Raw genomic sequence first — 17,671 nt, forward strand, 5'->3', positions numbered from 1 at the left:
GTTGTCGACGCTGATCGCGCTCGTCGCGTGCAGCTCTCCACACAAAGGCGACTATGTAAATATCGATGCCAAGCCATCGAATTACTCACGCCAAGATCTGTGTCAGAGGTTTCTGTCATTCGTAACCGATGAACTCAAGGCGTCCGACGCGCATCTGGAGAATTCAACGGAAGACGCGAACGGAAAAGCTATCGAATGGAGTTCCGGATGTCACGTGTACCGGAGCGACTTGCGGATCATTGGATCGCTCTCAGTATATAATCCGCAGCGCAATGGAACTATCCAGCCCGCTCAATCGGATTTCCAGCCCATCAAGGGCTTCAGCGAGAAAGTATGGATGACGAACGACGACCAGTTCCGCACGCAGGTTGGTCAATGGGTATCCGAAATGTCGTTCCAGAAGCGCAACCTTCAAATGGATGGCAATCCTGCCGATCTCGATAATGATAAAGTAAAGAAATCGGTTGAATTTCTTATCCAGCTCACTCGAGACATACAGAAATCGTAGTAAATACCGGGCCTTGATGTCGGCCTTATTCGAACTTCAAGCAATCTCAAATAGAGTGCTACACATTCCACAGATGATCGGACCGCGATTGCGAAGGTGCCCACCGCAACTCTAATCCTGCGACCGCACCTGCAGGTTGCAGCGACGCCATTGTTACCGCCCTTCCCACCTCGCGCAGGTTCGGGCCGACGGTAGGCGACCAACGCGACGTCAAGCTCGTCGAGTACGTGCCGATAGATGCAGCGGGTCGGGTCGGGCACAGTGGTCAGTGGCCAGCCAATCTGGTCGTCGTGGGCGAGGGCGAGGCCGAGTTCTTCGCCGAGGTCGCGGAATCGCTGGTTGTGCCAACGGCCTTGGCGGCGGCGCGCACTCGAACCCCGACTCAGCGAGGATTCGGTGACCTGACCTGGATGGCCGTCGGCCGATCTTGCTTGTCTTCTTTGTGCACGACGATCGGGTGCAACCATTTGACCACCGGTGTCGGACTGTTCCGTGGCCCGGTCCAGTAGGTGTGCCAGTGCGCACGTCGGAGATGTGGCCGAACCTGCTTCCCCTCGTCACCCTCAGCGGTTTCGGTGGATGAATCCCTTCGCGCGGCTTGAAGTTCCGGTCCGATGTCGAATCCCACATCAATGATCGTGCTATCGCCTCGGCCTGATTTCCGGGCACGCTTGTTCGTCTCGGGCTGGTGTTCACGGGCGTCGCGCTGATCACTGCACAGGTAGAGCAGCAGGCTGAACGCCAGGTTGTAGACCCTTCGTTGCTCGTCGTTGGCAAACTCTCCGAGACTTTCGTACTGGGTGTTCCGCTCGATCAGGCTATCGATACTGAACCTGCCCGCCAAGGGCACCAAGGCGATGGTCTCGTCGTGCCCGGGAGCCTGCCCCTCGTACTCGATGGTGCTGGCCAGCGCGACCGACAGCTGACGAACGTCCGGATCGGCGGTGGAGCAGAGCTGTTCGTACTCGTTGACTCCGGTGATCAGCATCCCGACATACGCGGGTTGTCCGACGACAGTCAGGCCGAAGTGATTCTTGGCGATCGGTGCGGGGATCGGCACCGGGAACACCACGAACGGCTCTGGATGCGGCAGTCGTTTGAACACCTCGCACGGGACTTCGGCACGGGTATCGGTGTCGATCAAGCTTTCGGCCAATCCCGGGTGCACGCGGTAGACCACGCGATGCCGCCGCCACATCCGGGCCGCTTCCGCGGTCTGGACCGTCACCCCCACAAAGTTCGCTCCCTCACGTCCGTACGACGCGCTCAGCTCGCTCAGCAACGATTTACCCCGCACGAAACCATCCCGGCTGCCGCTGGTCATGGCGCTGCGCAGCTGATCGATGACTTCCGCCATGGCAGGGTTGCTGCGCCCCTGGTTCATGACCTCGATGCTGTCCTTGACGTACTGCTCGGCCACGCGCACCGCCTGCTTGGCCGACAGAACCTTCTCACTCACCATCACCGCAGCATGACACTCGGCACCGACATCACATCTACTACCAAACCAACTGTCTCCCTTGATATCTCACAAGATGGCGCCAGCGCTTTCGAATCCCACTCCCAGCTCGGTTCGGCCGAACCAGTCCAGCACCAGGACGTGATCAACCTGAACTCTCACAATGCCCACTCCGATTTGCCCCAACCCATCCGCCACCTACATCGAATCCTCCCGACCCACCTCTCAACCCAAACCAATTGTTCTTTTCTTCTCCTTCTCCCTCCCTCTTCTTGATCTTCTTCTCTCTCTGTTCCTGCTGACCTGCTTCACTCTCTCCTCCCTCCCAAACCCGCAGGTCAGCAGGAACACTCGCTCTGAAAACAGACCGACTGGCGGTTCAGGGAATTTTCGGGCTTCTTTCCTGGGCTTTTCAGGGCTGGTTCCGGTCACCGATCCGTAGGCGACAACGCCGAAAATCGGCACGCTCGTACTGAATTGGCTGAGTATCGGGTGCGCCCCGACGCCGATGTGGTCAGGCTGATCCGCTGGTGGATTGCCTCCGGCGGACACCGCTGCGGGGAAGACTCAGGGCGCTGACCGGGTGGATGGCCGCGCGAGTGGTGCGGTGTCGGTGCGGTCTTCCCCTTGCGACGCGTACGGGTCTACCACGCCCACCCCGCGGCCGACGCGATGGCGCCAGGATCGAGCGGATTGGCTGCGGTGCCGCGGGGTGGGCGTGGTTGAACGACCCTGCGCCGCAAGGGGAAGACCGCACCGGGCACACCGCCGAAAGGAGACCGTGTCATCGTGTGCGGTCCCGCGGGTCCAACCACTAGGTCAGCGCGGTAGCCAAGTTAGGCATCGAGTGATCGAGTGCTCATGCACACCTGATGGAGTTCTTGCGCTGCGAGAAGGAAACGCTCACGGAGTTCATGCCGCGAACGCCCTCGGGTCTTCACCGCATGGCAGTTCGGACAAAGGGCGATCATCTGGACCGGGTGATCACGTCCGCCCGTGGCGATATCGGCTACGTGGTCCACTTCCAGAACTGGTTCACCGCGGTCGGTGACATCGGGTGCCTTGTTTCCGCAATCAGGGTTTTCGCAGAATCCTCGGCTGCGTGCCAGCACGGCACGGCGTGCCTTTGCGAGTCGGACGGGGTCGCGGCTGATCCCGGTTCGCCGACTCCCACGGACCTGGGCTTCGGAGTTCTCGACGGCCGTGACCCAGTCTCGGTAGACATCGTGTAGGTCCCGGGCGTTTCCCTCACGATTGTCGATCGATGTGGGCTCGTCATCGGCAATGTGCTCGTCGAAAAGTCCTACCGCCGTGGCCAATTCGTCGTAGGCGTCGTAGTGGTCGAAAAACTTGCCGACGATTGTGTCGATCACCTGGACTCGCGCGAGACCCGACGAACGAATCAGCTCGAAGTACGGTTCCGGGAGCCCGCCCGCCGGACGGTTGTGGTCGAACCATCGGCGCAGTTCCGTGTCGCCATGCGCAGTCGGTACGTCCGAATCGGGATCAAGTGTCCACAAACCCGCGCGATACAGGGCGGCGACAGGGTAATCGGGGCGACCATCGGAACGCTCCCCGTTGCGTCGATACCTTCCCAGCAGCGGCGCGAGTTCGGCGTGGGTGTGTTCCCACGACAACACCCGTGCCTCGCCGCGGCGAGCACGCCCAATAGCCCACAGCAACACGACCGCCTGTTTCAGCATGGGGCCATCCGCCACGACCGCAGGCCGCAGACCGGTGATAGCACCGATCACATCGTGCACAGTCGTCTCGGTGCGCGTATCGATCACTTGAAATCCCAGGCGTTTCAGCACACCTGCCGCGTGAACGCCCCAGCCACCAGAGAACTCGCTGGACTTCAGTGGCCGTCGTCCCGGCAGATAGCCGTGCGCTACACCTGCGAGAGCCTTGGAATCATAGAATTTGCCCTGGTAGACAGCGAATAGGCCCTGTGCCTCTTTGAATCCGTATTTCTGTAGGAAGCTCTCGCGGCCGAGCCGGTCGAATTCGTCGATTGTCAGGAGAACCGCGTCGCGGGTGAGGTCTTTGAGGGGCGCCACGCCGACACCATAGGCGACGGGACCGACACATTGCGCACATAACAGATGAACCCCAGTGACTCACCAATCACGCTGCCGCATCGAAGGATCCGTAGCCATCGCGGGTGGAGGGGCCTAGTGCCGATTGCCTGCTTACGGCGGTCATTCGGCCCTGATAGCCGAGCCAGAGCGAGGTTTCGTCTCGCCTGGCTTTCGGGTGTTTGGCGCGGGCTCGAAGGTATTTGCGGAGCGCGGTTCTGGTCTTGTCGCCGAACGGTGTGGTCCGTGGTCTGCGGCCCTTGCCGACGACCAGTGCGGTGTTCTCGGCGAAGTCGATGCCGTCGATATCGAGTCCGGCGATTTCTCCTGCACGGCAACCGGTGTCCGCGAACATACGGATGATGGCCGTGTCCCGGAGGTCGTTGAAGTCGGTACCGGCGCATTCGGCGAGCAGTTGGCGGAGCGCATCGTCGGCGGGCACCTCGACGAGCCGCTCCGGCGCGTCGGGAAGGGCCATCTTGTCGAAGGGATCGGCAGGGATGATGCCCTCGGCCGCAAGGTATTTGAAGAACTGCTGCAGGGCCCGGTAGTGGCTGCGCGCGTACTTCGCGGTGAGCGGCTTGCCGGTGCGTTTGCTCGCTCGGGTCAGCAGTGACTCGATGTACGCGCCGATGTGGTCGCGGGTGACCTCCGGCCGGTGGTCGGAAATCCATTGCTCTACGAGCTTCGTTCTGGATCGATCCGACTGCCGATCGATGAATATCAGCAGTTCAAGCACCGAAAGTGGGGCGGGCGGGGCTCGAACCCGCGACCAATGGATTATGAGTCCACGGCTCTAACCGACTGAGCTACCGCCCCTGACCGCGGCTACGCGCGGGCGTCGCGATGTTACCGCGACCATAAGTGGAATGCCTACTTGGGCTCGGGGAAGGCTGTCGGAGTGTCCTGCCCCGGGAGGGGGCAGGACTTGGGGTTAGGCGAAGCGGGTGGCGATCTTGTTGAGTTCTAGCTGGTAGTAGAGGATGCCTAGGCCGAAGAGGAAGTTGAGGAGGAAGCCGACCAGGGGGGAGCAGGAGGGGGCGAGACCGGCGGATTCTTGGGATTGGCGGATTCGGGTGCCGGTGCGCCAGAAGCTGATGATCGCCGCGATGCCGGTCCAGGAGAGGAAGAGCATTACTAGGAGGGGGCCGACGACGGGGGCTTCGGGGTCGCGGCGGAGGTCGGCCATTTCTTTGTGGATTTTGTAGTACCAGACGAAGAAGTAGATGCCGAGGGTGATTAGGGGCCAGACCAGCCAGACTAGGACCGGGTTGCGGGGTTTGACGGGGGTGGCCAGGGCGGTGGTCATGGGTGTGAATCCTTTTGGTGGGGTGCGGGTTTCGGGGGCCGGTGAGCCGACGCGGCGACGGTATCCACGAGATCGTGATCGAATCGTGAAGCGTTAATGTAGGGGCGACCACGACGGCAGGAGGCGTGTGATGGCGGGCTTGTTCGTGAATGTGCTCAAGGGGCATCAGTGGATCTACGAGAACAGCAATGGGTTGGTGGGGCACCGGCTGCTGTTCGGTAACCCGACGCTGTTGCTGCGGACGATTGGGCGGAAGTCGGGGCAGCCGCGGACCAATGCGCTGACCTATGCCAAGGACGGCGAAGACTATCTGGTGACCGCGTCCAATGGCGGGTCGCCGCGGCCGCCGGGGTGGCTGGCGAATGTGAAGGCCAAGGGGGACTGTGAGATTCAGGTGGGGACCAAGAGGATTCCGGTGACGGCGACGGCCACCTATCCCGACGATCCGGAGTACGCGCGGCGCTTCGCGCTGGCCGACAAGGTGAACAAGGGCCGGTACGCGCAGTATCAGAAGATGACGAAGCGGCCGATTGCCGTGGTTGTGCTCACACCGCGCTGAGAGAACCCGACGCCGACGCGTGTCGAGTGGACCGCGCGGGTAAGGTTCGGCTATCCTGTCGCGCAGAGGGGAGTACTTCCCAAGAATCATTCCGGTCAGTACGGGTCGCGCCGTCGCGTCCCCCGGGTGGTTGCCCCAGGACAGGGTGAAGGAGACCTCGGCTGGTTTCCCATGCCCGAGGAGGTCCCATGAGTCCTACCCTGTCCGTTTTCGCGAGTTCCCCATCGATCGATACCGTCGGCACGCCCTGGCTGTGGGGCGCGACCATCGCCGTGGTGCTGGCGCTGCTCGTCTTCGACTTCGCGCTCACCCGCCGCCCGCACGAGGTGTCCATGCGGGAGGCGCTCGGCTGGACCGTCTTCTATATCGCGCTGCCCATCGCCTTCGGCTTCTTCCTGTGGTTCCACAATGGCGGCACTCCCGCGATGGAGTTCTTCACCGGCTATCTGCTGGAGAAGTCGCTGTCGGTGGACAACCTGTTCATCTTCATGCTGCTGCTCTCGGCCTTCGCGGTCCCGAAGGCACTGGCCCAGCGGGTGCTGCTCTACGGCATCGCGGGCGCGCTGGTGCTGCGCGGCATCTTCATCGCCCTCGGCGCGGCCGCCCTGGCCACCCTCGACTGGGCGTTCCTGTTGTTCGGCCTGATCCTGCTGGTCACCGCCGTGAAGCTGCTGTCGGACGCACTGAGCGGACACGAGCAGAACGTCGATGTGTCGAACATGAAGTCGGTGCGCCTGCTGCGTCGCTTCTGGCCCGTCACCGACGACTACCGCGGCACCGCCATGGTGGTGACCGAACCGGATCCGGACCGGCCGAGCGTCCTGCGCCGCGCCCTGACCCCGCTGGCCCTGGTCGTCGCCGCCGTCATGGCCACCGACCTGGTCTTCGCCGTCGACTCCGTCCCCGCCGTCTACGGCGTCACCGGCGACCCGTTCCTGGTCTTCGCCACCAACGCCTTCGCCCTCCTCGGTTTGCGCGCACTGTATTTCGTCCTGCACGCCGCCCTGTCCCGCCTGGTGCACCTGGCCTACGGCCTGGCCGCCATCCTCGCCTTCATCGGCGTGAAGCTGGTCCTGCACTGGGCGCACGGCATCTGGAGCGGCGTCCCGCAGATCCCCACGGCCGCATCGCTGCTCGTGATCGTGGCGGTGCTGGCGACGGTCACGCTCACCAGCCTGCGCGCCACCCGCGGCCAACGCGCCGAGGCCGAAGCCGAGCTACCGTAAAGCATGATGCTGCAGCGCTTCCGACGACCGGATGTCGATCGGGTCAATCGGGCCGTAGATGAGCTGGTGTTGCCGGAGGCGGTGTTCAAGACCTGCCCGTGGCAGCCGCGCGAACTGGTGGAGACCGGTCTGCGGCAATGGCTGCGGTGCGCCGGTGCGGCCATGCGCGACGATCAGGTGATCGGGATGCCGTCGCACGCGGTGGACGAGGCCTGGCACGGGCTCATTCTCTGCACCAAGCGATATGCGCGATTCTGCGACGCCGCGTACGGCCGCTTCCTGCACCACTTCCCCGCTGGCGACGCGGTGCCCGGTGCTGGCGCCGATTCCATGAGCGACCAGCTGGGTCGCACCGTGGTGGCCTGGTCCATGGTGGCCCGACCGGGCGAGCGGTGCGTGCTGTGGGATCTGGACACCGTTGTCGGAGTGGAGCATCCGTGGGGCATTCCGGCCGAACGGGTCCACACCATCGAGGCGGCGCTGCGGACGGCCGACTAACTGCCGCTGCCGCCGCCACAACCTCCGCCGCCACCCCCGCATCCGCCACCGCCACCCCCGCATCCGCCACCGCCGCAACTGCTGCCACCACCGCAACCGCTGTGCCCACCGCCGCAACCGTGTCCGCCGTGCCCGTGGCCGCCGTGGCCGTGGCCGCCACCGGCCCAGGAGCCTCCGCAGGTGCAGCTACCGGTGCCCGAAGAGCCTCCGACCGCGCCGTAACCCCAGCTCTTGCTGCCACTTCCACGGCGACGACCGCGCTGACTTCCACGGCGACGACCGCGCTCGTCCCGTATCGACGAAACCGTCGCGACGACCAGAACGGTCACGAAGACGACCCCGAAAATCGTACCGAAGATCACGCTCATCATCGTTGGCCTCCTCCCCGCCTCGCGGCCCCTCCACCACGAGATATAGCCGAAAGCTACGCCGGGAGAATCGGTCCGACAAACCCGTTTTCTGGGGGGCTCACCGCAGGTGTGAGCCCCCCTCGCACCGGGTACTCGGCTACGTCAATTTGACGCGGGCCGCGAAGAAGCGGGCCACCGCCGGGGCGAAACGGTTGAAGCGGTACTGCAGCCAGGCTTCCGGCGTCACCGGCACGACATCACGATTGTTCTCGACCGCCTTGACGATCTGCGCCGCCACCTTCTCGGGCCCGTAGCGCCGCGCCGCGTACAGCTTGTCGTAGCGCTGCTGCTTGGCCGCCTCCTCCTCGGCCGAAACTCCCGAGAAGCGCGTGGTGGCAACAATATTCGTGTGGACGATGCCGGGGCAGATGGTGTGCACGCCGATGCCCTTGCCCGCCAGTTCGGCGCGCAGGCAGTCGGAGAACATGAAAACCGCCGACTTCGAGGTGGAGTAGGCGGCGAACCCGCGCTGCGGGGTGTAGGCGGCCATGGAGGACAGGTTGACGATGTGCCCGCCCAGTCCGCGGTCGGCCATGGCCTTGCCGAAGGCCCGGCAGCCATTGATGACCCCGTGCAGGTTGATGTTCAGCACCCGGTCGAATTCGGCCGCGGGAGTGTCGAAGAAGTCGCCCGCCGCGCCGACACCCGCGTTGTTGATCAGGATGTCGGGCACGCCGTGGGCGGCGATGACGGCCGCGGCGTGCTCGGTGACGGCCGCCTCGGAGGACACGTCGAGCTGATAGGCGTGCGCCGTACCGCCTTCGCGCGCAATGAGTTCCGCGGTCTCCTTGGCCGAGTCGAGGTTGATGTCGCTCAGCACGACCTCGGCCCCGCCGCGCGCGAATGCCAGCGCGGTCTCGCGCCCGATGCCGCTACCGCCGCCGGTGATCACCAGCAGCTGATTCTCGAAAGCCCGCTGCGGCGCACCGACTTCGGCCCGGCGCAGCGCGCGCGAGGTCTCCCCGGTGCGCAGCGCGTCGATGAGCTCGACCGTCGAGGTGGCCAGCAGTTCCGGATGCGAGAAGGGCAGCCAGTGCCCGCCGCCGACCTCACGCCGGTACAGGTTGGGCGCGTATTGCTTGGTGTCGTCGTACCCTGCGGGCCGCACCGCGACATCGCGGCGCGCGATGATCAGCTGCACCGGCACCTCGGTGCGACGCTCGCGCGGATCGGCCATGCGCTGCAGGATGTTCGCGCGGTAGATCCGCATGCCGTCGAAGAAGTCGCGGCGGAACTCCGGCCCGAGTTTGATGTTCTCCGGCGAGGTCTCGTTCATCAGGCCGACGAACCGCGACCACATCTTCTCGGTGCCGAGCGGCTTCAACACCACGCGCGGCACACCCGGGGTCATGAACAACCCGGTGTACATGGAGGACAGCAGCTGCGTGAACGGCCCCCACACCTTGCCGCGCGACAGGTTCGACCGCGCCCACGCACCCAGGTGATCCAAATTCGGCCCGGACACCGAGGTGAACGAGGCGATCCGCTCGGTGGCCTGCGGCTCGCACACCGCCTCCCACATCTCCACCGAACCCCAGTCGTGGGCCAGAATGTGCACGGGCGCATCGGGACTCACCGCGTCGGCCACGGCGAAGAAGTCGGCCGCGAAGTGCTCGAGCCGGTAGTCCTCGGTACGGTCGGTACGGGTGGAACGCCCGTGCCCGCGGGTGTCGTAGGTGACCACGTGGAAGCGGTCGGCCAGCAGCGGCACCACACGATCCCACAGGTGGTTGTCGTCGGGCCAACCGTGCACCAGCACAATGGTTTCGGCTGACGGCTCGCCGTATTCGTACACGGCGATATCGAACTCGCCACTGCGCACCATGCGCTCCGCGGCGGGAATGACGGTGGGGTGATCGGTCACGATCTTCTCCTCATTGAGACGGCGCTAGATGTCCAGCACCAAACGTTCCCCGCCGCAACGGGATACACAGATGAGCATGTCGCCCGCCGCGCGCTCGGCGTCGGTGAGCACGGTGTCGCGATGGTCGACGTCGCCGGAGCACACCCGCACCACACAGGTGCGGCAGAAGCCCTGACGGCACGAATACGAGCTGTCCGGACGGACCTTCAGCACTTCCTCGAGCACCGACTTGTCAGCGGGCACGTCGATGACCTCGCCGGTGCGCGCGAGCTCCACCTGGAAGGCGGTGCCGTTCACCACGGGCGGCGGGGAGAAGCGCTCGGAATACAGTTCGACACCGGGCATTTCGCGTATGCGGTCGGCGATGAGCTGGGTCATCACGACCGGGCCACAGCAATAGACGGAGGTATCCGAACCGACCCCTGCGAGTAGGTCGGCGGCGGTGGGAATCCCGTGCTCGTCATCGGTGCGTACCGTCACCCGCGACCCGAACGACTCCACCTCCGACAGGAACGGAATGGTGTCGCGAGATCGCCCGACATACACCATGCTCCACTCGACGCCCAGCCGCTCCGCCATCCGAATCATCGGCAGAATCGGCGTGATCCCGATGCCGCCCGCCACGAAATGCACTCGCGCGGCGGCAGATCCGTGTCCGGGCAGCACGAACGGAAACGCGTTGCGCGGCCCGCGCACGGTCAGCGTGGTGCCCACGGTCAGCGCATCGTGCACTTCCAGCGATCCCCCATTACCCTCCGGAATCCGCCGCACCGCAACGCGATACGCGTGCCGATCGGCCGGATCCCCGCACAGCGAGTACTGCCGCACCCGCCCCGAGGGCAACTCCAGATCCAGGTGGGCCCCGGGCCGCCACTCCGGCAGCCGCCGCCCGTCCGGCGCGGTCATGAGCAGGCTGATCACATCGGTGTCGTGCGCCTCGACCCGCCGCTCCACCACGACCAGCGGAATCCGCCAGTCGTCCACCCGCACCTTCGGCTCGCGCCGATTCACGAATGTGGTCCAGCGCAACCGACTCTCGGCAATGAAGTCCAGCACGCGGGTGGCGCGGTCGGCACGCTCCTTGCCGAACAGATCCCGCGGCGGCGCGACCGGTACCGGCCGGTTCACGAGGCCATCGCCCGCGCGGCCGGGGACTGCGCGAGATACGCGACGGCCTGCGCGGTCGACCCGACGGTCTCCGGGCTGTAGCCGGGCTTGAACGTGGACAGCGCGCTGATCAGCAGCGACGGCACCCCCGGCACCGACCCGCGCCACATGGCCGCGAAGACCCGCAGGATCAGCATCGGGTAGCGATGGTTGGGCAGCGACGGGTCCGCGTGCACCAGGAACTTGGTGCCGCGCAGCAGCAGCGCGATGAAGATGGGGAAGACCATCAGCATGAGCGCGCACCGTCGCACGTACCCGACCTCGAAATACTCGGCCACGTCGTGCGCGACCATGCGGTGCTCGACCTCTTCGGCCCCGTGCCAGCGGAACAGGTCCAGCATCTGCGGGTCGGCGTCGAACCGCTCCAGATCGGCATTGATCACCCAGTCGCCGAGCCAGGCGAAGAAGTGCTCGAGCGCGGCGATCACGCCGAGGCGTTCCACCAGTTGCTGTTGCTGAGCCGCCGCGTTCGCCATCTGACGCGGACCGAGGGTCTTGCGGAACAGGAATTCCGCCTGCCGCACATAGGGTTCGACATCGATCCCGTGGGTGGCCAGCACCTCCTCGAGCGCCCCGTTGTGGCTCTCGGCGTGCATGGACTCCTGCCCGATGAAGCCGATCATGGCTTCCCGCAGCTTCTCGTCCTTGACCAGTTCGAGGGCCTCACCGAAGGTCACCAGGAACATGCGCTCGCCCTCGGGCAGCAGCATGCTCAGGGCATTGAGCACGTGCGAGGCGATCGGTTCCTTCTTCATCCAGACCGGCTCGGTCCGAGACCAATCGAATCGGACATTCCGGGCATGCAGGGCTACCTCTCCGGGTTCCGTCACCGGTCGGCGGCCCAGCGTCGGAAGTAGCTTCATCGGTACTCCTGGTGTCATATCGCGTTTGCTGCGTGAGCGTAGCAATATTCTACCTATGTATGAAACCAGGAGTTACACCTAGATTTCTGACCCCGAATCAGCTATCGACGTGCACATGTGGCCGCTGCGACCGCCGCGGGATGGCCCGGCGCAGAATCTCGCGGGTCACCGGCGCGACCTCGCCCTCACCGAAGAACATGAACCGCATGAGGTTGACCAGCGGGTTGCCCTCGGTCCATTCGAAGTAGACGTGCGGGCATTCCCCGGTCCGGTCGCGAATGGCGATCAGGATGGAGGCGATGCAGTTGGGCACGGCCGCCGCCTCGACGGTGAGGATGTGGTAGTCCTCCACATCCACCTCGGTCACGTTCAGCGTGGTGCTGAACTCCGAAGGATCCTTGACGATGACCTCGAGGAAGAGGATCGGATCGCGCTCGGGAATGTGGCTCTCGCGCCGCTGATCGGCCTCCTTCTCGGCGTACTCCTCGACCGAACGCCCATCGCTGATGTCGTGGGTGACAATGCGGATCTCACCGTGCTCGGCCAGCAGATCGATCATGGCGCAGGCCTTCTCGTCGAAGATCACGTCCACGGCCCGCAGCTCGAAGGCCCGTCGCACGCGTGAGGCGAAGGACACCACCATGATCGCGACCACGAACAAAATGGCCAGGTGCAGACCGGCGGGCTTCTCGATGATGTTGTCGATGGTGGTGTAGACGAAGATCAGCGACACCACGCCGAAGCCCACCACGCGGGTGTACTGCCCCTTGCGCCACGCCGAGATGGTCACGGCCACGGCCGCGGAGGTGATGAGCACCAACACACCGGTCGCGTAGGCCGCGCCCTGCGCATCGACATTGGCGTCGAAGTACCAGGTGATGCCGAAGGAGATGAGCGCGAATACCAATGTCAGCGGCCGAATCTGGCGCGCCCACTCGGGAGCCATGCCGAAGCGCGGCAGGTAGCGCGGCACCAGATTGAGCAGACCCGCCATGGCCGACGCGCCCGCGAACCACAGAATCGCGATGGTGCTGACGTCATAGACGGTCCCGAACGCGTTGCCGAGGTACTCGTGCGCCAGATACGCGAGTGCGCGCCCGTTGGCCTGCCCGCCCTCCTCGAATTCCTTCTCCGGAATCAGGACGGTGGTGATGAAGCTGGTGACGATCAGGAACCCGCTCATGATGAACGCCGCGCTGGTCAGCAGCTTGCGGGTGCCGATGATGCGGGTGCGCGGGAAGTCCTTGGGGTCGCTCGGATTCCCCTTGATCTGCGGCATGACCGCGACACCGGTCTCGAAGCCGGACAGACCCAGCGCCAGTTTCGGGAACACCAGCAGCGCGACGCCGATCATGGCGAAGACATTGCCGTGCTTGGCCGTCAGCAGATGCGTCCAGTCGGTCACCAGGTGCGGGGCCTGCAGCACCTTCACGATGCCGGTCACGGCGACCACCACATTCAGCGCCAGATACGCGCCGACCAGGGCGACCGCGATGCCGATGGCCTCGCTGAATCCCTTGAGGAACACCGCCGCCAGCAGGGCCAGCAGGACCAGCGTGATGGTCATGTTCTGGTCCTGCAGGAACGAGGGCACGTACGGGTTCTCGACAATGTGCGCCGCGCCGTCGGCCGCGGACAGCGTCATGGTGATGGTGAAGTCGGTGGCCGCGAAGCCGAGCAGCACCAGAATGAAGATCTTGCCCCACCAGTTGGGCAGGAACTTGGCGAACATGGCGATGGACCCGCCGCCATCGTGACTCTCCTTGGCCACCCGCCGGTAGACCGGCAGCGCGCCCAGCAGCGTCAGCGCCACCAGCACGATGGTCGCCATCGGGGACAGCACACCGGCGGCAAGCGCGGCGATGCCCGGCTGATAACCCAGTGTCGAGAAGTAGTCGACACCGGTCAGGCACATGACCTTCCACCAGGAATGCTGATGCTCCTTGGGAGCCTTCTTGGCCATCGGCCCCTGGATCTGCGAGTGGTGTTCACCCGCATCCTCGAGGAGCCAGTTCGCGAAGCGCGAGCGCGGCCGTATGTCGGTCGTGGTCAAGGAGTCCTCCCCGGAACTCGGCGGTCCGGTTGCCTGGGTTGCAGCCCGAAATATTCCGTAAATGACGTGAAGAATCTACTCACGGCAAACCGGGCGCAGTCGCACCCCGCGCCGTGAGTCGATCGGTCCGATGTGCTAGCCGAGATAGGCCGCGATGGCATTGGCGATGGCCTGCGCGAATCGGGCGCGGCCGTCGGGCGATTCGATGATCGCGGCGTCGCCGGGATCACGCATATTGCCGCACTCGATGAGTGCGGTCGGGACCTCGGAGAAATTGAGTCCGGCCAGATCGGCGCGCGGGTTCATCCCGTCGGAGCCGATATAGGTGGAGGTGGTGAAGCCCGCGCCGACCATGGTGTCGCGCAGGGTGGTGGCCAGTTGCACCGAGGGCCCGGACTGCGCGTCGTTGAGCGCGGGCGAGGAGTAGGCGACGTGGAAGCCGTGCGCACCCGCGGGCGCGCCGTCGGCGTGAATGGAGACCACGGCCGCCGCGCCGACGCGATTGCCGAGGGTGCCACGCTCGTCGACGCACGGACCGACACCGGTGTCGCTGTCGCGACTCATGACCACATGAAAGCCGCGGGCGGCGAGCAGATCCCGCACGCGCTGGCCCACATCCCAATTGAATTCGTGTTCGGTGTACCCGTCATTGCCACTGGTGCCGGTGGTGTTGCAGGGCTTCGAGCCGCCGCGACCGTCGGGCACCTGGGCGTTGATTTCGTCGGGATGCGCTGCGCCGCCGCCATTGTGGCCCGGATCGATGACCACGGTCCGCCCGGACAGTGGAATCACGGGCTGGGCCGGGGCCGGGCGCGGTTCGGACGCCGAAACCGGTGTGGTGGTGAGACCTTGGCCGCACCCCACGATCAGCAGGGCGCCGCACAGGGCCGCCAGGGACTTCCAGTGTCGGTGTCGCACGGGCCCAACGATAACGGTTCAATCACGAACGGGTAAGTCAGTGTTCGAGTTTGCTCAGGATCTCGCGGAGTGTGCGCAGGTCATCCGGGTTCAGGGTGGCGAATTCCGGTGGTGCCGGATCGGGCGTGGCGATGGCGTCGGTGACGACCGCACGCCCGGCGTCGGTGAGCGAAATCAGTTTGGAGCGACGGTTGGTCGGGTCGATCTGGCGGACCACCAGGCCGCGATCCTCCAGATCGTTGACCGCGACGGTGGTGGCCGGTGCGTCCATGGTGGCGGCGGCGGCCAGCTGCTTGGCCGTGAGCGGGCCGTTCAGCAGCCGCCGCATGATCCGAATTCGGCTGAACGGCAGGCCGCTTCGCTCCACGACGGCCCGTCGCCAGGTATCGCGGGTGTACCACGCGATGTGGCTGAGTTGCCGCCAGACTTCGTCCGGCGTGGGCGTGTCATCCGGCATGGGCGGGGACCTTCTGTTCCAGCAAGGGGGCGATGCGATCTCGCGAACGGTACGCCCAGTCGGTATTGGCGGCGGCGCCCAGCGCGGTCACGGCCGCGGCGAAACCGGCAATGGTCCACCACAGGCCCGCACCCGTGAGCGCACCACACAGTGCCACACCGAGACTCACGCCGACCTGTCGGCTGGTGGAGGCCACCGCCGCGGCCGCCCCGGCCCGGTCGAGGGGCATGCCGCTGACCGCGGTGGTGGTGATGGGCGCGTTGACCATGCCGAAGCCGATACCGAACACCGTGAAGGTGATGATCAGCTGCCAGATCGGGGTGTCGGCGCGCAGCAGGGTCAGGCCGATCGCGCCCACGGCCATCAGGACGCCGGAGATGAGCAGCGACGGCTTGGTGCCGGAGCGTCCGACCAAGCGGCCCGACAGCGGCGAGAAGATCAGCATGCCCAATGCCATCGGCAGGTAGAGCAGGCCGGTGTGCACGGCCGAGAAGTGCCGTGTCCCTTGCAGATACAGCGACATGTCGAACAGGAACGCGCCCAGCGCGGCGAACGAGCAGACCGCGATGACGGTGGCCGAGGAGAACGGGAAGCTGCGGAAGAAGCGCAGATCGATGAACGGCGAGGGGTGGCGCGCTTCGTGCCAGAGGAATCCGGCCAGCGCCACCGCCGAGAGCACGAAGACCGCGGGCCGCTGCTCGATCAGCCCGAACACCAGGGTGAACAGCACCGCCATGGCCAGCAGCTGCCCGATCGGGTCCATGCCGCGCGGGGTGGCCGACTTCGTTTCCGGCACATAGATACTGGTGAGCGCGAAGGCGACCGCCACGATCGGCAGGTTGATCCAGAACACCGACTGCCAGCCCAGGGTGTCGATGAGCACGCCGCCGACCATGGGCCCCAGGGCCGTCGAGATGCCGACCACCGCGCCCCATACGCCGACCGCGCGGGCCCGCTCCACCTTGCCGGTGAACACGGTCGTAATGATCGACATGGCAACGGGATTCAGCATGGAACCGCCGATGGCCTGCACGAACCGCGCGCCGATGAGCACCTCGATGGTGGGCGCGAGGCTGCACAGCAGCGATCCGGCCGCGAAGGTGAGCAGGCCGATGCGGAAGACGCGCTTGCGGCCGAAGCGGTCGGCGGTCGCGCCAGAGAGCATGAGCAGGCTGGCGAGGGTGAGGGTGTAGACGTCGACGATCCACTGCAGTTTCGACAGTGGCGCGCCTAGATCGGAGCGAATGGCCGGGATGGCGACATTCACGATGGTCGCGTCCATGGAGGAGATCAGCAGGCTCAGGCAGCAGGTGATCAGGACGATCGTCTTCCGGCGCGCGGTCAGACCCTCGACAGTTGTAAGCACACAATGATTGTTGTTTCACAACTGTTCCGAACGCAAGGGGTAGCGCGAGTGGCGCAGGTCACGTCAGTGTCGGGGTGGCCGCAGCTCCGCGATCACACCCCAGAGCACGCCCAGCACATCCTGGGTCTGATCCTCGGCGGTGCCGTAGGTGTGCGCGGCCACCGTGAAGCCGGAACCGAAGGAGGCCGAGGCGACCTCGGGTTCGCCGAGATCGGACCACCCCCATTTGGTGCCGAGCACCTGTGGGAGCCGGGCGGTTCCCCAGTCCTGGCGGGTGCCGTCGGCGGCCCGGTCGGCGGGCTCCTCCATCCACGCGAGGATCGGGCTGTCGGGTTCGTTGCGCACCTTGGCCGCGAGGAACTCGGCGACATCGGCGGTGCTGGTGGTCGAGAGTTCCCAGTCGCCTTGGCCGTGGGTGGCGGTGAGGCCGTATTCGGCGGCGGTGGCGTCGATGGCGGTCGGGTATTTGATCTGTAACCGGTCGGCGGCGGCGTCGTCGGATTTGCGGATCATGCGCTCGCACAGGTCGCGGTCGGCGGTCGAGCCGTCGCCGTGGCGGAGCGCGTAGTCGGCGATGTAGAGCTTCGAAATGGACAGGGCCGCACGCTCTTCGGTTTCGTTCGCGGTGCCCCAACCCACGCCCGGGACCATGGTGCGCACCGAGATCGAGGTGCGCTCGGGCACGTCCAGGGGCTGGATATCGGTCGGTACGGGTTGCACCTGGGCGAGCACCTGTCGGAGTTCCGTGGGCACGGAGTGCATGGCCGGTTCGATGGGCCCGGAGTGCACGGCCGCCGCGACTCCGGTTCCGCCCAGGCAGGTTCCGGCGATCACCGCCCCGATCACTCCGGTCCGCCAGCCCATCGCCACCTCCGTGTCCGATTCCGCCCAGTCCACCTTGCGCCGGGAGACTGGGCGGTTGTTCACGACACGCCG

17 protein-coding genes and 1 tRNA gene are annotated in these 17,671 nt (G+C 65.4%); 4 read left to right on the forward strand and 14 right to left on the reverse strand.

The window, feature by feature from the left end:
* Position 1: 1 nt before the first annotated feature.
* Complete coding sequence (locus VMT40_RS15565; protein ID WP_326358855.1) at positions 2-508, forward strand: hypothetical protein; 507 nt, start codon at positions 2-4, stop codon at positions 506-508.
* Between the two features lie 382 nt (positions 509-890).
* Here VMT40_RS15565 and VMT40_RS15570 read toward each other — a convergent pair whose 3' ends face one another.
* The 6 genes from VMT40_RS15570 to VMT40_RS15595 all read right to left on the reverse strand — a co-directional run bounded on the left by VMT40_RS15570 (position 891) and on the right by VMT40_RS15595 (position 5,354).
* Complete coding sequence (locus VMT40_RS15570) at positions 891-1,970, reverse strand: hypothetical protein (RefSeq protein WP_326358856.1); 1,080 nt, start codon at positions 1,968-1,970, stop codon at positions 891-893.
* A 222-nt stretch (positions 1,971-2,192) separates the two neighbouring features.
* A complete protein-coding gene (locus VMT40_RS15575; protein ID WP_326358857.1) occupies positions 2,193-2,432 on the reverse strand; it encodes a hypothetical protein in 240 nt (79 codons plus the stop codon).
* Positions 2,433-2,803: 371 nt separating this feature from the next.
* A complete protein-coding gene (locus VMT40_RS15580; RefSeq protein ID WP_326358858.1) occupies positions 2,804-4,027 on the reverse strand; it encodes an HNH endonuclease signature motif containing protein in 1,224 nt (407 codons plus the stop codon).
* Between the two features lie 67 nt (positions 4,028-4,094).
* Positions 4,095-4,784: a tyrosine-type recombinase/integrase gene (locus VMT40_RS15585; RefSeq protein ID WP_326358859.1), complete on the reverse strand. Its 690-nt coding sequence runs from the start codon at positions 4,782-4,784 to the stop codon at positions 4,095-4,097.
* Between the two features lie 6 nt (positions 4,785-4,790).
* Positions 4,791-4,864, reverse strand: a tRNA-Ile gene (locus tag VMT40_RS15590).
* A 115-nt stretch (positions 4,865-4,979) separates the two neighbouring features.
* Complete coding sequence (locus VMT40_RS15595) at positions 4,980-5,354, reverse strand: DUF4234 domain-containing protein (RefSeq protein WP_326358860.1); 375 nt, start codon at positions 5,352-5,354, stop codon at positions 4,980-4,982.
* Positions 5,355-5,484: 130 nt separating this feature from the next.
* On the opposite strand from VMT40_RS15595, the gene VMT40_RS15600 reads away from it, so the two are divergent.
* The 3 genes from VMT40_RS15600 to VMT40_RS15610 all read left to right on the forward strand — a co-directional run bounded on the left by VMT40_RS15600 (position 5,485) and on the right by VMT40_RS15610 (position 7,637).
* Positions 5,485-5,913, forward strand: a complete 429-nt coding sequence (locus VMT40_RS15600) for a nitroreductase family deazaflavin-dependent oxidoreductase (protein ID WP_326358861.1) — start codon at positions 5,485-5,487, stop codon at positions 5,911-5,913.
* 188 nt (positions 5,914-6,101) lie between these two features.
* Positions 6,102-7,139 (forward strand): TerC/Alx family metal homeostasis membrane protein, encoded by a 1,038-nt coding sequence (locus VMT40_RS15605; protein ID WP_326358862.1) that lies wholly within the window; start codon positions 6,102-6,104, stop codon positions 7,137-7,139.
* A gap of 3 nt (positions 7,140-7,142) precedes the next feature.
* Positions 7,143-7,637: a hypothetical protein gene (locus VMT40_RS15610; protein WP_442789988.1), complete on the forward strand. Its 495-nt coding sequence runs from the start codon at positions 7,143-7,145 to the stop codon at positions 7,635-7,637.
* Positions 7,638-8,144: 507 nt separating this feature from the next.
* Here VMT40_RS15610 and VMT40_RS15615 read toward each other — a convergent pair.
* From VMT40_RS15615 to VMT40_RS15650, 8 genes are all read right to left on the reverse strand, one after another.
* Positions 8,145-9,872 carry an SDR family oxidoreductase gene (locus VMT40_RS15615; RefSeq protein ID WP_326360200.1) on the reverse strand — a complete coding sequence of 576 codons (1,728 nt, stop codon included), beginning with the start codon at positions 9,870-9,872 and terminating at the stop codon, positions 8,145-8,147.
* Positions 9,873-9,935: 63 nt separating this feature from the next.
* On the reverse strand, positions 9,936-11,039 hold the full coding sequence (locus VMT40_RS15620) for a PDR/VanB family oxidoreductase (RefSeq protein ID WP_326358865.1): 1,104 nt from the start codon (positions 11,037-11,039) through the stop codon (positions 9,936-9,938).
* Positions 11,036-11,941, reverse strand: a complete 906-nt coding sequence (locus VMT40_RS15625; protein ID WP_326358866.1) for a metal-dependent hydrolase — start codon at positions 11,939-11,941, stop codon at positions 11,036-11,038. Before VMT40_RS15625 ends, VMT40_RS15620 begins: the two co-directional genes overlap by 4 nt.
* Before the next feature lie 97 nt (positions 11,942-12,038).
* On the reverse strand, positions 12,039-13,904 hold the full coding sequence (locus VMT40_RS15630; RefSeq protein ID WP_326360201.1) for an amino acid transporter: 1,866 nt from the start codon (positions 13,902-13,904) through the stop codon (positions 12,039-12,041).
* A 225-nt stretch (positions 13,905-14,129) separates the two neighbouring features.
* Complete coding sequence (locus tag VMT40_RS15635; protein ID WP_326358868.1) at positions 14,130-14,912, reverse strand: N-acetylmuramoyl-L-alanine amidase; 783 nt, start codon at positions 14,910-14,912, stop codon at positions 14,130-14,132.
* A 37-nt stretch (positions 14,913-14,949) separates the two neighbouring features.
* Positions 14,950-15,369 carry a MarR family winged helix-turn-helix transcriptional regulator gene (locus VMT40_RS15640; RefSeq protein ID WP_326358869.1) on the reverse strand — a complete coding sequence of 140 codons (420 nt, stop codon included), beginning with the start codon at positions 15,367-15,369 and terminating at the stop codon, positions 14,950-14,952.
* On the reverse strand, positions 15,359-16,735 hold the full coding sequence (locus VMT40_RS15645) for an MFS transporter (protein ID WP_326358870.1): 1,377 nt from the start codon (positions 16,733-16,735) through the stop codon (positions 15,359-15,361). Before VMT40_RS15645 ends, VMT40_RS15640 begins: the two co-directional genes overlap by 11 nt.
* A gap of 63 nt (positions 16,736-16,798) precedes the next feature.
* Positions 16,799-17,662, reverse strand: a complete 864-nt coding sequence (locus tag VMT40_RS15650; protein WP_326358871.1) for a hypothetical protein — start codon at positions 17,660-17,662, stop codon at positions 16,799-16,801.
* Positions 17,663-17,671 lie beyond the last annotated feature (9 nt).

It is taken from the genome of Nocardia sp. CDC160, assembly GCF_035818795.1.
Lineage (GTDB): Bacteria > Actinomycetota > Actinomycetes > Mycobacteriales > Mycobacteriaceae > Nocardia.

Bases quoted from the DNA above. Each gene is read 5' to 3' on its own strand.
- VMT40_RS15625 (WP_326358866.1), bottom strand. From the start codon at position 11,941: ATGAAGCTACTTCCGACGCTGGGCCGCCGACCGGTGACGGAACCCGGA.
- VMT40_RS15640 (WP_326358869.1), bottom strand. From the start codon at position 15,369: ATGCCGGATGACACGCCCACGCCGGACGAAGTCTGGCGGCAACTCAGC.
- VMT40_RS15610 (WP_442789988.1), top strand. From the start codon at position 7,143: ATGATGCTGCAGCGCTTCCGACGACCGGATGTCGATCGGGTCAATCGG.
- VMT40_RS15595 (WP_326358860.1), bottom strand. From the start codon at position 5,354: ATGACCACCGCCCTGGCCACCCCCGTCAAACCCCGCAACCCGGTCCTA.
- VMT40_RS15615 (WP_326360200.1), bottom strand. From the start codon at position 9,872: ATGGTGCGCAGTGGCGAGTTCGATATCGCCGTGTACGAATACGGCGAG.
- VMT40_RS15630 (WP_326360201.1), bottom strand. From the start codon at position 13,904: ATGGCCAAGAAGGCTCCCAAGGAGCATCAGCATTCCTGGTGGAAGGTC.
- VMT40_RS15600 (WP_326358861.1), top strand. From the start codon at position 5,485: ATGGCGGGCTTGTTCGTGAATGTGCTCAAGGGGCATCAGTGGATCTAC.
- VMT40_RS15570 (WP_326358856.1), bottom strand. From the start codon at position 1,970: ATGGTGAGTGAGAAGGTTCTGTCGGCCAAGCAGGCGGTGCGCGTGGCC.
- VMT40_RS15605 (WP_326358862.1), top strand. From the start codon at position 6,102: ATGAGTCCTACCCTGTCCGTTTTCGCGAGTTCCCCATCGATCGATACC.